The sequence below is a fragment of the Rania fehmarnensis genome, assembly GCF_056494185.1.
This window is the reverse complement of sequence record NZ_CM151398.1, coordinates 6,840,410-6,860,389: the sequence shown is the minus strand read 5'-3', so window position 1 is coordinate 6,860,389 and position 19,980 is coordinate 6,840,410. Positions and strand designations below refer to the sequence as shown.

General features: G+C 55.1%; 14 protein-coding genes. 6 read left to right on the top strand and 8 right to left on the bottom strand.

Annotation, left to right across the window (positions count from 1 at the left end; all coding sequences use genetic code 11):
- Nucleotides 1-3 precede the first annotated feature (3 nt).
- The 4 genes from SH573x_RS23250 (at nt 4) to SH573x_RS23235 (ending at nt 6,007) form a co-directional block, all read left to right on the top strand.
- Nucleotides 4-1,023 (top strand): arginine N-succinyltransferase, encoded by a 1,020-nt coding sequence (locus SH573x_RS23250; protein ID WP_479350251.1) that lies wholly within the window; start codon nt 4-6, stop codon nt 1,021-1,023.
- Nucleotides 1,024-1,132: 109 nt separating this feature from the next.
- Nucleotides 1,133-1,498: an STAS domain-containing protein gene (locus SH573x_RS23245; RefSeq protein WP_479350249.1), complete on the top strand. Its 366-nt coding sequence runs from the start codon at nt 1,133-1,135 to the stop codon at nt 1,496-1,498.
- A 60-nt stretch (nt 1,499-1,558) separates the two neighbouring features.
- The gene (locus SH573x_RS23240; RefSeq protein WP_479350247.1) at nt 1,559-1,981 is read left to right on the top strand and encodes an ATP-binding protein; all 423 of its coding nucleotides are present in this window, start codon (nt 1,559-1,561) and stop codon (nt 1,979-1,981) included.
- 750 nt (nt 1,982-2,731) lie between these two features.
- Complete coding sequence (locus tag SH573x_RS23235; protein ID WP_479350245.1) at nt 2,732-6,007, top strand: vitamin B12-dependent ribonucleotide reductase; 3,276 nt, start codon at nt 2,732-2,734, stop codon at nt 6,005-6,007.
- Nucleotides 6,008-6,249: 242 nt separating this feature from the next.
- Here the strand turns inward: SH573x_RS23235 and glgX are convergent, their stop codons facing one another.
- The 6 genes from glgX to SH573x_RS23205 form a co-directional block, all read right to left on the bottom strand.
- The gene (gene glgX / locus SH573x_RS23230; RefSeq protein WP_479350244.1) at nt 6,250-8,340 is read right to left on the bottom strand and encodes a glycogen debranching protein GlgX; all 2,091 of its coding nucleotides are present in this window, start codon (nt 8,338-8,340) and stop codon (nt 6,250-6,252) included.
- Between the two features lie 859 nt (nt 8,341-9,199).
- A complete protein-coding gene (locus tag SH573x_RS23225; RefSeq protein ID WP_479350242.1) occupies nt 9,200-9,532 on the bottom strand; it encodes a hypothetical protein in 333 nt (110 codons plus the stop codon).
- Nucleotides 9,533-9,775: 243 nt separating this feature from the next.
- On the bottom strand, nt 9,776-10,837 hold the full coding sequence (locus SH573x_RS23220) for a hypothetical protein (RefSeq protein WP_479350241.1): 1,062 nt from the start codon (nt 10,835-10,837) through the stop codon (nt 9,776-9,778).
- Between the two features lie 116 nt (nt 10,838-10,953).
- On the bottom strand, nt 10,954-12,393 hold the full coding sequence (locus tag SH573x_RS23215; RefSeq protein WP_479350240.1) for a serine/threonine-protein kinase: 1,440 nt from the start codon (nt 12,391-12,393) through the stop codon (nt 10,954-10,956).
- Complete coding sequence (locus SH573x_RS23210; RefSeq protein ID WP_479350238.1) at nt 12,390-13,004, bottom strand: RNA polymerase sigma factor; 615 nt, start codon at nt 13,002-13,004, stop codon at nt 12,390-12,392. The genes SH573x_RS23215 and SH573x_RS23210 overlap by 4 nt, the downstream gene beginning before the upstream one ends.
- Nucleotides 13,005-13,117: 113 nt before the next feature.
- Complete coding sequence (locus SH573x_RS23205) at nt 13,118-15,739, bottom strand: protein kinase domain-containing protein (RefSeq protein ID WP_479350237.1); 2,622 nt, start codon at nt 15,737-15,739, stop codon at nt 13,118-13,120.
- Nucleotides 15,740-16,090: 351 nt separating this feature from the next.
- Here SH573x_RS23205 and SH573x_RS23200 point away from each other — a divergent pair, with 351 nt between their 5' ends.
- Entirely contained in the window at nt 16,091-16,798 is a 708-nt protein-coding gene (locus tag SH573x_RS23200) for an RNA polymerase sigma factor (RefSeq protein WP_479350235.1), read from the top strand.
- An 8-nt stretch (nt 16,799-16,806) separates the two neighbouring features.
- The gene (locus SH573x_RS23195; protein ID WP_479350233.1) at nt 16,807-18,147 is read left to right on the top strand and encodes an anti-sigma factor family protein; all 1,341 of its coding nucleotides are present in this window, start codon (nt 16,807-16,809) and stop codon (nt 18,145-18,147) included.
- Between the two features lie 79 nt (nt 18,148-18,226).
- Here SH573x_RS23195 and SH573x_RS23190 read toward each other — a convergent pair whose 3' ends face one another.
- Entirely contained in the window at nt 18,227-18,784 is a 558-nt protein-coding gene (locus SH573x_RS23190; protein WP_479350231.1) for a DUF1579 domain-containing protein, read from the bottom strand.
- Between the two features lie 56 nt (nt 18,785-18,840).
- A complete protein-coding gene (locus SH573x_RS23185; protein ID WP_479350229.1) occupies nt 18,841-19,275 on the bottom strand; it encodes an SRPBCC family protein in 435 nt (144 codons plus the stop codon).
- Nucleotides 19,276-19,980: the final 705 nt, after the last annotated feature.

Sequence of the window (19,980 nt, the reverse complement as noted above, 5' to 3'; positions counted from 1 at the left end):
CCTATGATCATCGTTCGCGCGGCTACGTTAGAAGATGCCGATCAGTTGTGGAAATTGATCAATCAAGCCACCTTTGGCATGACCACGCTGCAAATCACGCGCGAACAACTGAACGAACGCATCGAATGCTCTCACTTTGCCTTCACGCGCAAGACCGAGCGGCCCGGCAGCGACCTGTACGTCTTTGTGATGGAAGATCTGGCCAAACATCAATTGGTGGGCACGTCTTGTATCTTCTCCAAAACGGGCGGATACGAACCCTTTTATAGCTACCGCCGCGTGTTCGAGACCGCACGCTGCGAACTACTGGGTACGAGCCAAGATTTCGAATCGTTGCAATTGCAGAAGATTCACGATGGCCCCACCGAGATTGGCAGCCTGTTTCTCGATCCCCCGTATCGCGGCCGCGGCCGCGGGCGTTTGCTGAGTCTATCGCGATTCATGTTCATTGCCCGCCACCCCAAACGCTTTGCCGATCAAGTCATTGCCGAAATGCGGGGGGTGGTCAACGGCGATGGTACTTGCCCGTTCTGGGAGGCAATTGGAAGGCACTTCTTTGCGATGGAGTTTCCGCAAGCCGACAGTCTTTCGACGATTGACAAGCGGTTCATCGAAGACCTAATGCCGCGGCACCCGATCTATGTGTGCTTGTTGCCACCTGAGGGTCGCGCGGTGATCGGTCAGGTTCATCCGGACACTGAGCCGGCATTAGCCATGCTGCGCGAAGAGGGTTTCAACATTGTTGACATGATCGACATCTTTGATGGCGGCCCGGTTGTGCAGTGTGCACGTGATGAGATTGCCGCTGTCCAGCGCGTCGTAGAAGCCCCCATTATCGAAATCGCGGAGAAACTCGATGCACCTGAGGCAATCTTGGCCAGTCGTCAGGGTGGTTTTCGAGCTATGATTGGTCCAGCCCGGCAGACCGACACCGGGATGATTATCCCCGACCTGGTGGCTCTGACTTTGGGTGTTCGCGAAGGTGATCCGCTGGCGGTGCTCAGTCCAAAAGCAGCGGTTTGAAGCGCGGGCTGAACGAACTTACTAGTCACTTACCTTGACTGCAGCCGCTTATTATACTTAAGCAGCTTTTGAACCTTACCTGTAGACATCTTGAAAAAGAGGCAAGCCAATGGCTGACCGTCGCCGCATAACCGTCTCCGCAGTTGGAGATTTGGCCTTGGTACGATTCCTGGACCGCAAGATCGTTGATCCATCGAACATAGAAGAAGTCGGTGATGAACTGTTCCAGCTGCTGGAAAAAGATAAGTTCAAGAACATCATCCTCAACTTCGATAGCGTCGAGTTCTTGGGGTCCGCTGCGCTGAACAAGCTGATCATGATGGACAAGAAGGTCAAGGCTGGCGGCGGCAAGATGCGACTGTGCTGCCTGCGGGCCGAGATCATGGAGATCTTTACGATCACCAAGCTGAGCCGCGTGTTTGACATCAAGAAAACCGAACCCGATGCCCTCAAGGCGTTTGGTGTGGACATCTAATTCGATCCATTGACGTAACCTCCGCCTCTTGTCTATCGAACCTTTTCTGGAGCGTACGCGATGGCTGATCCAGCCTGGGAGTGGAGTCTGCATGAGCAAATTCCTAGCTCGTCAGACTCTGGCCACGAATTGATTGAGCGCTACGTAAAGGTGCTCGAACAATTTGGATGGGAAGGTCGCGACTTGTTCCATGTTCAGTTGGCAGTCGAAGAAGCGATAGTCAACGCCATCACCCATGGGAACAAAGAATCTCCCGACAAGACTGTCGATGTGGAACTGCACGTTTCGCGCAAAGCCACTTCGCTGCGCATTCGCGATCAAGGCGAGGGCTTCTGTCCCGATACCTTGCCTGACCCAACCGACGACGATCATCTGGAAACCCCCCACGGTCGCGGCGTCATGCTCATGAAACAAATGATGGACGAAGTCGACTACAACGACGTCGGCAACCAAGTCACCATGCTCAAACGTCGCAGCGAATAGTGGTCGTAGAGCGGCTGTCCCCAGCCGCTCAGCACCCTCTAATAAAATTCTCTACCGACCGCGTGACCGGGAGGGCGAAGGGGGCGAAGGTCCTCCTGAGCCAAACACCGTTACGAAGCACGACAACGCACCGGGGATCCACTCGGCTCGCAGGATCGCCATCATGGACATGCGGTGTGAAGAAATTTTGGTTAGCGGGTTCTGAGCAGCTGAGGACAGCTGCTCTACAGCTCAGGAGGACCGTCGCCCTCCCCCGGAACGCTCTACATTACCCATCTTTACACGCTAAAAGCGTTTTAGATTTTTTTCTCGTTGTAGGCTCGCCAAGCTCTATTGCTAGCATTGTTCATTGATTCTTCACAAATCCTTGCAGGCTAGTCAGTTGCAGCGAGCAACGCACTGGACACTCCTCGGTGGGGTAACGATTCAGCTCGCCCCAAGTCCCTATCGAGCCATCACTTGCGACACTCCACCAACAAAGTTTGACATCCCTTGGTGACTCGCTAAGATTCCTCTCGCTGCTACATGTAGTGCTGTCATTTGTTCGTGTACACTATAGGTAGTGGTCAATCCCGTGGTCTCGGCGGTAAATAGGAATCTTTGACAGCGGACGGAAACGCCGCGGTGGCAACGATACACCACGCCCCAGAGCCGGGTTATTTCAGGATGTTTTGCGGGAGCGAACACTTACTGGTTTGTAGCAGTTTTCATGGGGGCCGATCCGCTGTTTTGCGGTGCCTACGTGGGCTGATGACAGACCGAAGGTGTCAGTCGATCCGCGAGACTCCGCAGAATCACTTTTCTAGATTGTTGATCGGTAAGGAGTTTTTCAGGATGGCCACTGTCGAATTGGGACGCAGTCAACGTCGGGCTCGTTTTTCTTCCAAGTTGCGAGGCAATCGCATGGGCTTGCAGATCGATGATCGATTCTGTCCGGCTGGTGCAGTCGACCCCTTTGAGACCGTCGACTGGGAGATTCGCAAAGCAGTTATCAAAGACGAAAGCGGCAAACCGCTGTTCGAGCAAACCGACTGCGAGATCCCGGCCAGCTGGAGTCAGTTGGCGACCAATGTTGTTGTTAGCAAGTATTTCTACGGTGAACCAGGTACCCCGCAACGCGAAAAGAGCGTCCGCCAACTGGTGCATCGCGTTTCGCGCACCATCACCGACTGGGGATTGGAAGACGGTTACTTCGATTCACCAGCTGATGGCGAGCGATTCTATCGTGAACTCTCTTGGTTGTGCCTGCATCAATACGGTTCGTTTAATTCGCCCGTGTGGTTCAACGTAGGCTTGTACCAACAATACGGCGTTGTCGGTGCCAAGTGCACATATCGCTATAACCGCGATACCAAACAAGTCGAACAACCCGATAACCCTTACGAATATCCACAAGGCTCGGCATGCTTCATCCAAAGTGTTGAAGACAACATGGAAGACATCATGCGGCTGGCGGCCAGCGAAGCCAAGCTGTTCAAGTTCGGTAGCGGTACGGGCACCGACTTGTCGACCATTCGCAGCAGCCGTGAAAAGCTCTCGGGTGGCGGCACTCCATCGGGTCCTCTGTCCTTCATGCGCGTCTACGATTCGATCGCTGGCGTCGTCAAGAGCGGTGGCAAAACCCGCCGGGCGGCCAAAATGCAATCTTTGAAGGTCTCGCACCCAGACATCATGGAGTTCATCGAATGCAAGTGGCGCGAAGAGCAAAAGGCTCACGCACTCATTCGTGAAGGCTACGAATCTAACTTTAATGGCGAAGCCTACTCGTCAGTCTGTTTCCAAAACGCCAACTTGTCGGTCCGCGTCAGCGATGCCTTCATGGAAGCGGTGCGGGACAGCCAGAAATGGCAAACCACTTGGGTCAGCGATAAAGCTCGAGGCACTCCACCAGAATATGAAGCTCGCGAGGTCCTGGCCCGCATGGCCGATTGTGCTTGGCACTGTGGCGATCCAGGGGTGCAGTACGATACCACGATCAACAAGTGGCATACCTGCAAGAACTCAGGTCAAATCAACGCCAGCAATCCTTGTTCAGAGTACATGTTCCTGGACAATACGGCTTGCAACCTGGCCAGCATCAACTTGATGAAGTTCCGCCAGGCTGATGGCAAATTCGATGTCGAGGGCTTCACGTCAGCTTGTCGCATCTTCTTTATCGCTCAGGAAATCCTGGTCGACCATGCCAGTTATCCGACCGATCGCATCGCGCACAACAGTCACAAGTTCCGGCCGCTAGGTTTGGGATATTCCAACCTGGGCAGTCTGATCATGACCGCTGGTGCCGCGTACGATTCGGATGAAGCTCGTAGTATTTGCGGTGCGATGACCGCGCTGCTGCATGGTGCTGCCAATCTGACCAGCGCCGAAATCGCAGGTGTAGTCGGTCCATTCGAAGAGTACCAGAACAACTGCGAACCGATGCAAGATGTTATGCACATGCATCGCGACGCAGTCGACTCGATCAACGATTCCGGTCCAGCTTACTTGAAGGAAGCCGCCCGCGATCTGTGGGACAAGGTGCTCGAACTGGGTGAGAAGTACGGTTTCCGCAATGCGCAAGCGACTGTGCTGGCTCCTACCGGTACGATTAGTTTCATGATGGACTGTGATACCACTGGTATCGAACCTGATATCGCCTTGGTCAAGTACAAACAACTTGCTGGCGGTGGCATGATGAAGATCGTCAACCGCTCGGTGGCGCTGGGCTTACAAAACATGGGCTACACGCCCGAGCAGATCAAAGCGATCATCGAGTACGTCGATGCCAACGACACGATCGAAGGCGCACCGTTCCTCAAAGACGAAGACCTGATCGTCTTCGACTGCGCTTTCAAACCAGCCAAGGGTACGCGCAGCATTCCGTGGCAAGCACACGTGCAGATGATGGCTGCCGCGCAGCCGTTCCTCTCTGGTGCCATTTCCAAAACGGTCAATATGCCCAGCGATGTCACTGCCCAAGACATTGCCGACGCTTACTTCTGGGGTTGGGAACTCGGCCTGAAAGCCATCGCCATCTATCGCGACGGTTCCAAGCAGAGCCAGCCACTGTCGACCAAGACCGAAGGCGACAAGGCAGCTGAAAAGACTGTCGAGAAGATCGTTTACAAGCCGCGGCGTGAACGACTGCCCGATACCCGGCAATCGATTACGCACAAGTTCAACATCAGCGGCCACGAAGGCTACTTGAATGTTGGCCTGTACCCCGACGGTCGTCCGGGTGAACTATTCATCACCATGGCCAAGGAAGGGAGTACGGTTGGCGGTCTGATGGACAGCTTCGGCACGGCCATCTCGCTGTCGCTGCAATATGGCGTACCGCTGGAAGTGCTGGTCAACAAGTTCAGCCATACTCGGTTTGAGCCGATGGGTCACACGACCAATCCTGACATTCGCATCGCCAAGAGCATGGTCGATTACATCTTCCGTTGGATGGGAATCAACTTTATCGCTGGCTATCGCGAAGCCATGACCGGCACGCTCAAGAGCGAACCGAGCCACGTAGCCGAGTCTCTCCGAGACTCGGCTACAACGACCACGTCCAAAGCGGAACCCAAACTCGATGCGACAGCGGAACTCAAAGTTGAATCCAAGGCCGAATCCAAAGTCGATGCCAATGTCGATGCTAAAGACACGACCAAGCCAGCAGCCAAAAACTCGCGCGGCAGTTCACTCAGCGGCAAACTCGGTAATGCTCCCGAAGCCAAAGCCGCGGCTGATGCCAAGGCCAAGTCGACCTCGAGCAAGCCTACTGCCAAGAAGGTCGATGGCAATGGCGGGCCTGTGTCCGAAGAAGCGATCACCACCGCCGCTCGCTTCAATCGCAGCTTGACTGTGATTGACAACGAGACCCTCGAGCGGGCTGGGGCCATGTTCAACGAAACCGGCGTCGTTGGTAACAATCGCAATTCGCAATTCGCGCGCTTCCAATCGGACGCGCCGACCTGCGACAACTGCGGTTCGATCACCGTCCGCAATGGCAATTGCTACCTGTGCCACAACTGCGGCAACTCAATGGGCTGCTCGTAAGTCTGGCCTAGGCTTCCAGCCTGTGCCCATGTGGCATAGGCTTCCAGCCTGTGTCTCCTTGTGGCATAGGCTTCCAGCCTGTGTCTTCAAAACGCAAAGACCGCAGAGGATTTTCCTCTGCGGTCTTTTGTTTTTAATCTTCGGCGTTAACTCTATTTCCCGGCTATAAGCCCACAGGCTGGAAGCCTATGCCACAGGCTGGAAGCCTATGCCACAGGAAGACACAGGCTCCTATGCTACGTTTATCCCGCTCGGTCGGCGACGAAGACTTTTAGGCTGCGGTACTGCAGCTCTTCTTGTCGCGAGGCAGCGGCTGGTGGGCCATTGTGCTCTGGGAAAACATCGTTGGGCGAGTCAGCGCCGGTGTCGATCAGTAGGCTCCAGCGCAAGCCGCGGGTGGGTTCAGGAATCACGAACTTGCGATTCTCACCCACACCGTTGAACATCAGCAGCAGATCGCGCCCGGTGCCTTGCGGATCATCGTGTACCGCTGGCGCTGGCAGCCAGCAGCTGAGCGATCCATCGGGGTTATCCCAGTTGACACCAAGACCCAGGTGATTGAACCAATTGACGTCAGGCACACCACGCGAATCAAATGCTCGGCCAGTCAAGAAACGCGTGCGGCGCAAAGTCGGTTGACTCTTGCGAATCTCGATTAGACCTTGCACAAACTTGATTAGGTCTTCGTTGCGTTTCACAAGCGACCAATTGAACCAGGAGATGTCGTTATCCTGGCAATAAGCATTGTTATTACCGCGCTGCGTGCGGCGACATTCGTCGCCCATGACGATCATCGGTACACCTTGGCTGAGCATCATCGTGCTCAGCATGTTCTTGATCTGACGCACGCGCAGTCGCTCGACTGGTTTGCGGCGTGTGGGACCTTCGATGCCGTAGTTATCGCTACAGTTATTGTTGTCACCGTCGCGATTGCCTTCACCATTGACCTCGTTGTGTTTGTCCTTGTAGCTGACCAGGTCGTTCATCGTAAAGCCGTCGTGGCTGGTGATGAAGTTGATACTGCAATAAGGAGCGCGGCCGGCGTGCTCGTACAGGTCGGACGAACCAGCCAAACGAGTTGCCAGCGGACCGGTCATACCACCATCACCGCGCCAGTACCGACGCACGTCATCGCGGTAGCGACCATTCCACTCGGCCCAGCGCAGATCACCGAACGATCCGACTTGATATGCGCCGGCTGCATCCCAAGCTTCCGCAATGATCTTGGTATCAGCCAACATAGGATCTTCGGCGATCTGTTCGACCAAAGGTGGGTTGGGCATCAAGTTGCCATAACGATCGCGCGACAGAATGCTCGCCAGGTCAAAGCGGAATCCATCGACGTGATAGTTGTGAACCCAGTGTCGCAAGCAGTGGAATATCAACTCGCGACAAATCGGGTGGTTGCCATTGAACGTGTTACCGCAACCGGAATAGTTGCTGTAATGGCTACCACCGCTGTTGAGAATGTAATAAACCTGGTTCTCAAGTCCTTTGAACGATAGGACTGGACCAAGTTCATTACCTTCGTTGGTGTGGTTGAACACCACATCCAAAATCACTTCGATCCCAGCCTGGTGCAAGGCCTTGACCATTTGTTTGAACTCGACCACTTGGGCTCCTGGCTCGCCGCTGGCAGCATAACCGCGGTGCGGAGCAAAGAAGGCCATAGGGTCATAGCCCCAATAGTTTGGCCGATCCAACTTGTTTCCATGAATGTCGAAAATCGGGAACTCATGCACCGGCATTAGTTCGACCGCGGTCACCCCCAGCGACTTGAGGTACGGGATTTTTTCGATCACGCCCAGGTAAGTGCCTGGATGTTTGCATTCCGAAGTTTTACTCTTGGTAAAACCGCGCACATGCATTTCATAGATGACCGTGTCGGCCAGTGGCCGACGCAAGTGGCGATCGCCTTCCCAATCGAAGTAGTCATCGACCACGACACACTTGGGCGGCCGCAAAACACCATCGGTGCTCTTTTGAAAGCAGCCAGCCAGCGCTTTGGCAAATGGATCGATCAGACGTGCATTGCCATCGAACCACTGTCCGGATTCAGGGTCGAACGGTCCGTTGGCTTGGAAGTGATACAGTTGGCCAGGGCCAATGCCCGGCACAAAAGCACTCCACACATCGCCCCAGCGATCGGTATCGCGATCAAAGTCGATGATTTCGCTGGGCTCGCGATCATCGACGTGATCGTACAGCAGAACGCGCATAGCGGTAGCGCTGCGGCTGAAGACTACAAACTGCACACCGCGGTCAGTGACCACGGCTCCGAAAGGTAATTTGTAAGCAAATTGTAACTCTGGGTGCGGATGACGCATGAGCATGCTGTCGTGTTTCCTTCTCAGCGCAATATTATCAGTGAGGCCCGGGGACAAAGGAAACATACCACTGCCTTTGTACACGCCGTTCGAATCTGGACCGCCACTGGAGGAATTCCTTCAGCGATCGTGTTCGATAAGCCAGCCAACTAAGGATTGCGGGAAGGTCGGGTTAGTGTGATCCAGTAAGACAATCCAGCCATGCCGGCCACGCACCCCCGCGCACCTCGGAGTTGTGTCACCTGCGTAAACTGAAGCATCTAACTAGTTTAAATCGACATTCGTGAGGGCTAAGTATAGCGATTAACGAAACTCGCGTGGTACCCAATAGCTGATGGCACTCGATCTGCCCGTAGCCGCCTCTGAGGGAAGATAGTCCTCTTTGGAGTGCGGTGCCATGTGGCACCGCTTTGATGTAAGCGAAGTCTCCAGCCGCAGCCTGAGTCACTCTGAAAGTTTGGAGTCACTTGGTTCGAGCAGGCTGCGGTACAGTTGGGTTAGGACATCAAAGCTACGGCTACGCCGCAGCACTCCATATGGAGTGCGGTGTCATCTGGCACCGCTTTGATGTAAGTGAAGACTCCAGCCGCAGCCTGAGTCACTCTGAAGGTTTGGAGTCACTTGGTTCGAGCAGGCTGCGGTACGGTTGGGTTAGGACGTCAAAGCTACGGCTGCGCCGTAGCACTCCATATGGAGTGCGGTGTTATCTGGCACCGCTTTGATGTAAGTGAAGACTCCAGCCGCAGCCTGAGTCACTCTGAAGGTTTGGAGTCACCTAGTTCGAGCAGGCTGCGGTACGGTTGGGTTAGGACGTCAAAGCTACGGCTACGCCGCAGCACTCCAAAGCCGCAGCACTTCGAGGAGCTTATTGCCGCTTAGTGGGGCGCCATTTGGGAGTGGCTTCGCTGGTGGCCTCGGGCAGCGTGGATGAGCTGGGGGGAGTATAAGGTGGTGCAGAGGCGTTGGGGCGCGAAGCGATTTGCGCTGGCCGCCCAGGTAGACTCTGACCGGCTCGAGCGAGCATCTTCTCCGCTTCGCTGTTGCGAGCTTCCAAGAGTGCGATCTTCTCGGCTTGCTGGGCAGCGCGATCGCGCAGAGTGCGATACTCGGAAACCAGTTTGTCGTTCTCGGCCTGCAACTGCTTGACTTGCGAACCACTGAACAGGCCACAGCCCGTGAGAGTAAGCGGCAGCAGCATGCAACACCAAGCCGCTAGCCGAAAGACGCTGGCGGCGAGCTGATATCGGTGTGATGGTGAATGACTAAACTGCCGCACGCCCAATCCTTTGTCGTTTCGGCGAAATGCTTTGGTGCTTGATGTTCTGGCGACGTCGATGACTCTTCGACTCGGAAGAGTAGCAAAAATCAGCCCGGACGCAAAGAGCGAATCCGGGCTGAATTTGATACATGTTGAGAGCCGTAACGTGCGGCCCTCCGAGGCCTATCTACCGCGCTTCGGTTCGCTGTCCAGTTTGTTCCCTGACTGATCGTCATTTGAGTCGCGACGCTCTTTGTCCTGGCGGTAACGAGCCTTGCCTTGTGACTGAGATAGTGCTTCAGATTGCCGCTGCAGTTCTTCAGTCTTTTTTTCGATCGCTTCTAGTCGCGCTCGTGCGCGCAGCAGTTCTGTGTTGACCTTCTCCGTGGATTTGCCTGTGTATTGCTTTTCCAGCTCCTCCATCTCTTGCCTGGCCGCCTCTCGCGTTTGTGACATGAGCTGCAGGTTGTGATTGAGCAGTTCGGCTTGCTGGCGTGTTGCCACCTCATTCGCGGCTCCAAAATCAGGGAAGGCATCGAAGCGTTCGCCCCAATTTTGGTTCTGAAAAAAACGCATGGTCTTAAATGGTTCTCCCAACTGCTCCGATCCTGGATTCCAGTCCAGAGCATCACTTTCGCCTAAGAGAGTTTTGACGCGGCGATCGACGATCTGGTCGGCGTGGGTTTCACGTTGCTTGAGCACTTCACGCAACTCATTCAGCCGGGCCTCCAGCGCTTCGACTTGCTGGCGACGTTTGCTCTCTAGTGCTTCAAACTCGGATTGCACAACTCCTTTGAGCTCGGACTTCAGCTTTTCATATTGAGCAGGATCATTGCGAGCTGCTCTAGCTTTTTGGACCAGGCTGCGACTGCGCTGCTCCAACTCGGATTGCTTTCTAGCTTTCCCCAGCCACGCCTTTTTTACTTGTCCGGGATCGAGCAAGAAGAGATCGTCCGCAGGCAGGGCTTCATCCGGCGGAGCTAATTCGTCCTCCATCGCTTCCGCGGCTTCTTCGTCCACCCCATCTTCCTGTGCTTCGAAAGCGACATCGTCCGCTACAGATTTGAAGACATCTTTGACTATGTCGACAGACACGTCGACTTCAGCTTCCGCCGCGTCGTTGGGATCTTGCGGAACCGTGGCGGGTGGATCATCGCCTGCCCAAGATTGCGATGTAATTAATACAGCTACCGCCAGCAGACCAGTGGCCAGGTAGGGCCAGGTGGATTTGAACACTTGGTTCATCTTTGATTCCCTCGGAATTTACGATTTGAAAGTTACGGTTTGCATTTCACGTTTTTAGCTTCACGTTTTAAGGATCGCGTTTTCAGCTTCACGATTTTGATTTCAAGGTTTACAGGTCATAGCTTGAGCTCTGCTTCCAAAGCAGTGATTTCGCGATCGATGTCTTCGAGGGCCCATTCGATATCGATCGGAGCTACCGGCTTGACGATTGGCGGAGGCTGCGGCGGGATCGGGGCACTCTCGTTAACGACAGGCGGACTTGGCCATAGGGTCATGCCTACCAGTGCGATCAACAACACGCCCACACCTGCTTGTAACCATCGAAGCTGTCGGATCGGTTTGTGTTCACCCAGTCCGATTAGGGCGTCGGGCAAGGCATGTCGTTTGGGATCTTGCCAGTGTGATAAGGCTTCGCGCAGCCAAAGGGCCAGGTCATCGCCCGCTTGCACGCGCTGTGTGGCACTTTTGGCGTGCAGTTTCTCGACTAACGCCACCAGCCAGTTGGGCACATGCGGATGTGTTTCATGAATGGAACGCGGTGTGTCTTCGGACAGTCTGCGCAGAGCGGCAAAGGGTGTGTCGGCGCGAAACGCCGAGCGGCCAACCAGCATCGCATAGATGACACTGCCCAAGCTAAACAAGTCGGTGCGATGATCGATGGCTTCGCCTCGGGCTTGCTCGGGCGACATGTATTCCGGTGTACCGGCGATCGCCCCGCTGCCGGTGACCGTGGCTTCATCCAAAGCCCGCACGACTCCAAAGTCGGTGATCATGGCGCGTTCGGTTCCATGTTCGACCAAGATATTGGCCGGTTTGATGTCGCGATGCACCAGCCCTTGGCGATGCGCGGCGGCCAGGCCATCGGCTACTTGACTAGCCACACGCAGCACGGCGTCGATTTCCATCGCGCCATCGCGATCGATGCGCTCTTGCAGCGATTCGCCCGCAATAAGTGGCATGATCAAAAACGGTGGATCATGTTCGGCGTACACACTATGAATGGGTACGACGTTCGGATGCACGACCGCTGCCGCCGCGCGGGCTTCGCGGATAAAACGTTGACGCGCAATGCCGATAGCGGCCAGGTGGGGATGCATGGCTTTGATGGCGATAGGCCGATGCAACTGCGCATCCCAGCCTTCCATCACGATGCCCATACCGCCGGCACCCACGATTCGCTTGACCAAGAAACGATCGATCAAGCCAAGCGTGTCCGGCTGATGTTGATCCGGACCGACAGGCTTTAGCCAACTCACCAACGAAGCAGGCAGGGAGTTGCTGGCCGGAAGTGCGCCCAACCGCTCTGCATCTTTCTCATCAGTCGTCGCGCTTGCAGTCGCAGTCAGACTCATGCGCACGCTCTCGATCGAACTCTGCCAATCGGCGTCGCTGCGCGAATCATCGTCCAGCAGTTGTCGGCACTTGTCGCAGTGATTCAGATGTTGACTAGTCCAAGTTAGTTCATCAGCGGTTAACTGATCATGGACCAGGCGTTTGAGCAGGGCGTGATTGCACTGGTCGTGCGAAGGGTCTGCGAATCTGTGTTTAGCGATCATGACTTGGACTCCTCCCAACGGGCAGAGTGTTGTTGGACCCAATCGCGAATTTTGGCCAGGGTACGACTACGCGCGACATACACGTTCCCCACATCCATGTTCAACTCTTGGGCTACTTGTTCCGGTGATCTGTTCTCGACCGCAGAGAGCCAAAACGCGGTCCAGGTTTGAGGCTGAATCTGTTTGCGCACATGTTCGGCTGCCATGACAAACAGCTGCTCCTGCCATTGTCGATGCAGCAGTTCCGCTTGACTGATTGCCAAGGGCTCACGGGCACAGAGCTGTTCAGGTTCGACACCGGCCGCTCGCAACCTCTCGTCCAGCGGTTGACGCGTCAGGCGATTGAGCGTCTTGTTTTTGGCAATCGTGCTCAGCCATTTTCGGAACGAACCGGTGCGGGCCCCAATCTGATAGGTATCAATGGCTCGGACGACAGCCATCAAAACATCTTGCACCACTTCTGCCGCATCGGCTCGCTGCAATCCCCGCTGGCGGGCCACGCGCTCGATCAGCGGTGAGTACAAACCGACGAACTCTTCCCACGCCGAAGCATCGTCGCGGTCGCTGAGCCGCAAAATCAAACTGGCTCGAGTTGTTGGAGAGGCGCCCATCGGTCAATTCCAAGGAAAACTGGCTGGTCATCAATGATAACCCTGGGGCGCACCAGATTCTTACACGCGTTCTTGAAATTTAAAGCAGAGCTTCACACTTCGAACTTCACACTTCACCCCTGACCTTTGACGGAGATGAGCATGAGTGTCTCCAGCCAGGCTTTCCAGTTGGGAATTGTTAGCGGTGATAGCACACCTTCGTTGAGCGCGGGAAAGACGGCGTTGCGACCGGATTCGGGATGAAAGATCTGGGTGGTTAGCATGCCACTTTCATCGACCGACAGACGCAACTGCAAAGCGCTTTGCGGTGGTAACCCGGGGAAGGCTTGGCTCAAATCGAGGCTGCCCAGTCGATGCCAGGTCGATTGGCCCACGCCGGTGCTTTCAATCATCTGCAAGACGGGTACTTGTTCGGCAGGCGCACTCCGCAGTGATCGCGACACGGCCGCTGGCAGGCTAGAACCAGCTTGAATCAAGATGCGGGGCTTCGATCTGCCCTGTCCATCGGCGACCAACAAACCCAAATCATAACTAGTGGCCGAGCGCACTTTCGGTAGCGTGGGATTGCTGGCAGCCAAGGGCATCAGATGCTGAGCGTGCAAGGCCGCTCCTTGAGCTATATCTTGTTTCTCGAGATAGGTTACCGATTGGCAGTGGGGAAACATCTGTTTGACTTGACGCTTGAGGGCATCGATGCGCATCAGTCCGCCAGACAGAATGATATGGTCGATCTCAGCCGTTTCAGCTCGGGCCGACGCGCAAGCTTGTTTGATTACTTGTCCAATGGCTTCAACCAGATTTGGCGCTAATTGCAGCAGACCATCTTGAGTAAGGTTTTCGACGATGTTGGCTTGACGCCATTCGAATTTGACTTCGACCTTCGAGCTCTTCATTAACCGTTGCAAGGCCATTTCCACGGTGCGTTGCAAACGAGCCGCTGCGACCATATCTTCGCGCACGTCACGATTATGCAATGCCCGAAAACGCTCGCTGAAAAACTCCGCCAGGCGCGATTGCCATCGCAGTGTACCCAGTTTGATACTGCCACAACTGCCGCGCATCGAGGCAACTAAACCTTGTACATCGATAACGCTGGCCTCCAGGCCCGTGCCGCCCAAATGCACAGTCAGGATAGTGGAGTTGCTGGCCAGGCCACGTGAGCCAGGCGGAGAAAAACGCATTTGTGTATCGATCCACGCAGCCACCGCAGCCAACGGTTTATCCACCAATTGCAACAGTTCCAACCCGGCCACCTGACAAGCGTTATGCATGGCCAGGCGATGCATCTGGTCATAGCTTGCCGGTACGGTCAGCACGACATGCGATGCGCCCGGCACCGCTGTCAACGAACTGTTCACCAAGTAACGCAACATGGCGGCCAACGGAATCTCGGGCGGTACCATGCGGCCACCAAAGGGACGTTCGATTTGCTTTAAACCGATCCAGCGCTGCAAGCAGTGAAAAACTTTGTCGGGTTGCGTTTGCCGAAGTTGCGCGGCTTCGGCGCCGATGACCACGTGTTCGCCATCGCTCCACAGCATATTGCGAACCTGGTTGCCACCGCCAGGCAGCTCGATCGCGGCTGAACCGGTTTTGGAATCATAGTGAGCCACGCTGGATGTCAGCATCCCTAAGTCGATAGCTACTGTGCCCAATGATTTTGAAATCGTTGAATGACTGGTGCCACCGGAAGTCGGTCGATCTGGCAAGACGCGCAAGCCCGATAGTCCCGTCGAGGTGGTTGCAGTTCCACGATCTTTGCTGAGCAAGTTCGAATGGGTGAGGGCTTCTAAAAGTGCGCCGGCTGATGGAAATCGCTCTATGGGCGACTTGGCTACCAGGCGTTGAAAGATGGCATCGATCCGCAAATCGACATCGCCGCGAACTTCGTAGAGCTTCGGAGGAGCTTGACGCAACTGCGCCATCGCGACTTGCATCTGTTCGCCGATAAACATTGGGCGACCGGTCATTAGAAAAAATAGTGTCGCGCCTAAGCTGTATAGATCGCTGCGCGCATCGACTTTGTCGGGATGTTCGACTTGTTCAGGCGACATGTATTCGACAGTGCCCATGAACACGCGATTCGAATCGCTCAGTTCGCGCGGTCGTTCCAGTTGAGCCAGTCCGAAGTCTAGGATCTTGAGCGTACCGGCCGTATTGAGCATCAAGTTGCTGGGCTTGATGTCGCGATGAATGACGCCTTGGCGATGCGCGTACTCCAGCCCCCGCGCAGCTTGAGAGAGAATATCAGTAGCCAATCCAGTGGGCAGTGGGCCTTCGCGCGAGACGCGGCGCGAGAGCAACTCACCTTCGACTAATTCCATTACCAAGTAGTGCATCCCGCCAGCGCTGCCCGCATCGAAGGCTGTCACGACGTTGGGGTGCATCAACTTGGCAACAGCACGAATTTCATGAAAGAATCGCTCGAGCAAATCTGGTCGATCGGCGATGGACCGTGACAAGATCTTCAGCGCGACCTGCCGGTTCATCGTGCGGTGTTCGGCCCGAAACACCTCACCCATACCGCCGGCTCCAATGCGTTCCAGCAGCAAGTACTCGCCGAGAATTCCCAAAGGTCCGCCACCGCTTTGCGAAGCAGGCGTAGATTCCGAATCGAATTCCAGTTCCAACGAATCATCGACTGCCCCATCCAAGCCTGCGAAGCGGGTAAATTCGTCCTCGCTGGAACGTGGCTTTTCCGATGCGTTTGGGTCGGGCGCTTGGTCCGCAGCCATCAAGAGCCTCAAGGGTGGAATATAAAGTTACTGTTAGATTGAAACCGTTGGCGTGGAATCGAAACTGGATTTGGCGGTACCTAATGCTGTGATGCTGATATGTTAGCGGTTTGGTGGCCCCTTTGTGCATACATTGGGGCTAGATTTCGTGCCATTTGTCCGCCCAAGGGGCGGCACTGTGGTAAAGGGGGCACCCGAGGCGTAAACTTGAAGCAAGCACTAGGTTCCCTTTTGGTCAAACCACATAAGGTTGGTAGCTTGGCCGACGCGTCCAGTACGAAAGTTCCGCTCTCCAATCCGCCGCCGACCCTCGGCCGTGCGTCGGCGCAGTTCGCGCACGCCGATAGCAGAATGAACGAGCAACTTCCCGTCGACATCGGCAACTCTACAGTAGCTCACCCGGGCTGGAAAGATGATCCTGACGTCCAGTTGATGCTGCGGGTGCAAGGTGGCGATGCATTTGCCTTCGAGCAATTGATGAAACGATATCATGGACGATTGGTACGTATTTTACGGCATGTTTGCGGCGGGGATGAATCGGCCGAAGACCTGGCTCAAGACGTTTTTCTACGCGTCTTTCGAGCTCGGGCCAGTTATCAACCGTCCGCCAAGTTTTCGACCTGGCTATTCCATATTGCCCACAATGTCGCCAGCAATGCCCTGCGTGATCGGCGTCGCCGCAAAGAATTTCAAATCAGTCCGCCTAGTTCGGGTAGTCAATCGGGCCTGTTATCTTTGGATCAGATGGCGATGGCCTCCAGCGGAGTCATGCCGGCGCGTCGGCTGGATAAAGTAGAACGCGCGGAGATGGTCCAGTTGGCCATCGAAGCCCTTAACGAACGCCAACGCATGGCGCTGCTCTTGTGCAAATATGAAGGACTCAGTTATCAAGAAATTGCAGATGCCATGGAACTGACTGTGCAGGCAGTCAAATCGCTGCTCAGCCGGGCGCGAGTTAACCTCAAAGCAATGTTGGAACCCTACGTCAGTTTAGGTCAGGTAGCAGGTTCGACGATCCAAGAACCACCCGCCGCTGGTGACCTAAACGACCAACCATAACCCACCGTATGAATTCCTCACCTAACGATCCAGGTTCCGCCTCCACCGAGTCGCTAGACAGAGCCGCCCTCGATCCCATGTCGATGGTGCCTGTCTCGGAAGACGACGAGTTGTTGGTAGCGTACCTGGACGGCGAATTAGACGCGACGCTGCGCGACCAGGTTGAATCAAATCTGGCCGCCCAGCCCGCACTGCGTACGCGGCTCGATCAGTTGCGGGCTGCCTGGGATCTGCTGGACGAATTACCTGTCATCCAACCCAGTCCACACTTTACGCAGTCGACCATCGAGATGGTGGCCATGAGTGCGGCCAACCTGCAACCCTCGACGACGGGTGCGAAACTCAAGACCCTGCGGCGCTTTGCCTGGTTACTGTTGTTGCCCATGGCTTTGGTTGTCGGCTACATCGCCACCCGCGCCTGGCAACGTGCCGAAGAACATTGGGCGGTCGCGGAGTTGCACGTCCTGGCCGATTGGGATGCTCTAGAAGATGTGGGCAGTTTCCAGTGGCTCGACAAGATTCACTCCATCCAGAAAGATCTGGTGCGCGTTAGCAAGCGAGCCACCGCGAACTCCAACCTCGGAGTAGGCCTGGTACCGAAATCCACTACCGAGCGCCGCCAGTGGATCAGCAGGCTCAGTTCCACCGACCGAGATCGGCTATCGGCGAACTTGGAGAAGTTCAACGAATATACCCGCAATCATTCTGCACAAGAGCGCCAGAAGATTATTCAATTAGGCAATCGCATCTACGCCAGCGATGATGCTGAAGGCTACCTGGCCAGCGCGCGCAGCTACGCCATCTTCTTGGGCGATATGAACGTCAGCGACCGAACTACGCATCAGGACGAACCAGATCTGGATAAACGCATGCTCGACTTGCAGAGTCGAGTCAATCGCAAGTTGATTGAAGTTTATGCAAGCGACTTGACGCCTGATTCACCCGATCGTCAGGCGGTCGAAGAATGGAAGCGTCAAATGCGGTTGGATTATCGGGGGCAACTACCGCGCGATAGCGTGGAGTTCGACCTGGCGCGCAAGGTGGGCTTCGGCGATTCAATCATTGAGTCGGAAGATCTCGATTTGCTGCTGGAGAGTTTATCGCCCGAGGCTCAAGAGATCCTGGGGCGATTGCCAGATCCAACTTTGCAAGAGATGGCGCTCATCATCTACTTTGCCAATCCATCGCAACAGCGGCGCACAGTAGATCGTACGGCCGCCATTGAACAGTTTCAAAAACTACCGCGCGAGCGTCAGGCTCAATTGGAATTCTTACCGCCTGAACAAGTCCAAGGTCAACTGGGCGTAGGTGCTGACCCACGTCGCCGCACCTTCCGCGGTCAACGCTAAGGCTTGCGTAGCCACCGTCGCCAGACGGTGGACTGAGTTGGCGGCGCCATCCACCCTCTTGGCAGCGGTGGCTATCTAATTAAGGCTTGCGTTTGGCGGTGCCCGTCATGAAGGTCACCCACTTGCCGTCGCTGCCCAGCATCTTGCTGGTCATGATGATTTCATCTTTCGACTTGAATTCGTAGATGTCTTGGAACTTCGTTAACTTACCGCCGCCCATAAAGTTTGGCCCGTCGGCTTCCAGCGTCAAGATCTTGTCGGTCTTGTCGACGCTGCCTTCGTATTTCCACATAAAGTCAGACATTGAATCGACCCAGGTACCTACGTACATCTTTTTGGCCGCATCGTAGCCAATAGTCTGAACGCCAGTCATCGGGGTTCCAGCCATATCGCCTTTCATTTCATTGACGACCCAGAAACCGCCCAGCTTGCGTGAGGACAGCGTGCCTTGGCACTCCATGGCTGGTTGATCGGGACCCATCGAACCCTTGGACTCGGTGGTCCACTGACCTACAAATTTCTCTAACCAGGCGTGCTGAGCGGTGGGCTCGGGCATAGCCGGTCCTTCTTGCGCATAGGCGGCGCTAGAGATTGCCAATAGTGCAAGGGCTAGTGTGTGAACCATAAAGGACTTCATCTGAATTGTCTCCAGTTCTAATGGAATTCGAAGGAACGTTTGATTGGCGCAAGACCTTAAGCCGACTTGCCTGTGCGTGGTCGTGTTTCTACATGTCGAGTAAAGTTATCCAGGATCGCTTGCCAGCCAGCGCGTTGTTGATCTGCAGAATGCTCTTCTTCACCGTCAAAGGTGACGCGTACCGTAGTGCTGTCGGAACCATCAGGGGCCTGATCAAACTCAACGCGTGCCTCCCGATCGCCGAACGAGTACTCGATTAACTTGAGAGGAACGATGTGCGTATAGGTGCCAGCGAAATCAAATCCAAAGCTACCGTCTTTGGCTTCCATACGCGACGAAAACTGCCCGCCGACGCGCAAATCCACTGTAGCCGCTGTCGTATGCCAATCATCCGAGGCTGCGTTCCATTGCTTAATGTCATCGGGGTTGGTGTAGGCCTGCCAGACCTCTTCCACCGGTGCTGCGACCATCGTCTCAACTGTTATTTGCATGTACCTACTCATTCGTTCAAAAATACCGTTGGTGTCAAAATGCACCTGACACATTGTCGCTTCTGCCAAAGATAATTCGACAGCTGCGGAACAATTTTTTGCGAATCGAGGCATCTTTTGATATCAGATTGAGACGCGCGCCCTGGGAGTGCGGTGCCATTTGGCCCCGCTTTGATGTAAGTAAAGTCTTTAGCCGTAGCCTGAGTCACTCTGGAAGTTTGGAGTCACCTAGTTCGTGCAGGCTGCGGTACAGTTGAGTTAGGACATCAAAGCTACGGCTACGCCGCAGCACTCCAAAGCGCAATCCAATGGTTTGCAGATACTTGATTAGAAGGTGCTAAGCGGCTGGGGACAGCCGCTCTACACGAAGGCTTTGATGTAAGTAAAGTCTTTAGCCGCAGCCTGAGTCACTCTGAAAGTTTGGAGTCACCTAGTTGGTGCAGGCTGCGGTACAGTTGAGTTATGACATCAAAGCTACGGCTACGCCGCAGCACTCCAAAGCGCAATCCAATGGTTTGCAGATACTTGATTAGAAGGTGCTGAGCGGCTGGGGACAGCCGCTCTACACGAAGGCTTTGATGTAAGAGAAGTCCTCAGCCGCAGCCTGAGTCGCTCGGACAGTTTGGAGTTACCGAGTTCGTGCAGGCTGCGGCACGGTTGGGTTATCACATCAAAGCTACGGCTGCGCCGCAGCACTCCAAAGGC

What these genes read in the sequence shown, in the direction of transcription:
- SH573x_RS23245 (WP_479350249.1), top strand. Translation starts at nt 1,133, where the DNA reads ATGGCTGACCGTCGCCGCATAACCGTCTCCGCAGTTGGAGATTTGGCC.
- SH573x_RS23185 (WP_479350229.1), bottom strand. Translation starts at nt 19,275, where the DNA reads ATGCAAATAACAGTTGAGACGATGGTCGCAGCACCGGTGGAAGAGGTC.
- SH573x_RS23220 (WP_479350241.1), bottom strand. Translation starts at nt 10,837, where the DNA reads ATGAACCAAGTGTTCAAATCCACCTGGCCCTACCTGGCCACTGGTCTG.
- SH573x_RS23250 (WP_479350251.1), top strand. Translation starts at nt 4, where the DNA reads ATGATCATCGTTCGCGCGGCTACGTTAGAAGATGCCGATCAGTTGTGG.
- SH573x_RS23210 (WP_479350238.1), bottom strand. Translation starts at nt 13,004, where the DNA reads ATGGGCGCCTCTCCAACAACTCGAGCCAGTTTGATTTTGCGGCTCAGC.
- SH573x_RS23195 (WP_479350233.1), top strand. Translation starts at nt 16,807, where the DNA reads ATGAATTCCTCACCTAACGATCCAGGTTCCGCCTCCACCGAGTCGCTA.
- glgX (WP_479350244.1), bottom strand. Translation starts at nt 8,340, where the DNA reads ATGCTCATGCGTCATCCGCACCCAGAGTTACAATTTGCTTACAAATTA.
- SH573x_RS23225 (WP_479350242.1), bottom strand. Translation starts at nt 9,532, where the DNA reads ATGCTGCTGCCGCTTACTCTCACGGGCTGTGGCCTGTTCAGTGGTTCG.
- SH573x_RS23235 (WP_479350245.1), top strand. Translation starts at nt 2,732, where the DNA reads ATGACAGACCGAAGGTGTCAGTCGATCCGCGAGACTCCGCAGAATCAC.
- SH573x_RS23215 (WP_479350240.1), bottom strand. Translation starts at nt 12,393, where the DNA reads ATGATCGCTAAACACAGATTCGCAGACCCTTCGCACGACCAGTGCAAT.
- SH573x_RS23200 (WP_479350235.1), top strand. Translation starts at nt 16,091, where the DNA reads ATGAACGAGCAACTTCCCGTCGACATCGGCAACTCTACAGTAGCTCAC.
- SH573x_RS23240 (WP_479350247.1), top strand. Translation starts at nt 1,559, where the DNA reads ATGGCTGATCCAGCCTGGGAGTGGAGTCTGCATGAGCAAATTCCTAGC.
- SH573x_RS23205 (WP_479350237.1), bottom strand. Translation starts at nt 15,739, where the DNA reads ATGGCTGCGGACCAAGCGCCCGACCCAAACGCATCGGAAAAGCCACGT.
- SH573x_RS23190 (WP_479350231.1), bottom strand. Translation starts at nt 18,784, where the DNA reads ATGAAGTCCTTTATGGTTCACACACTAGCCCTTGCACTATTGGCAATC.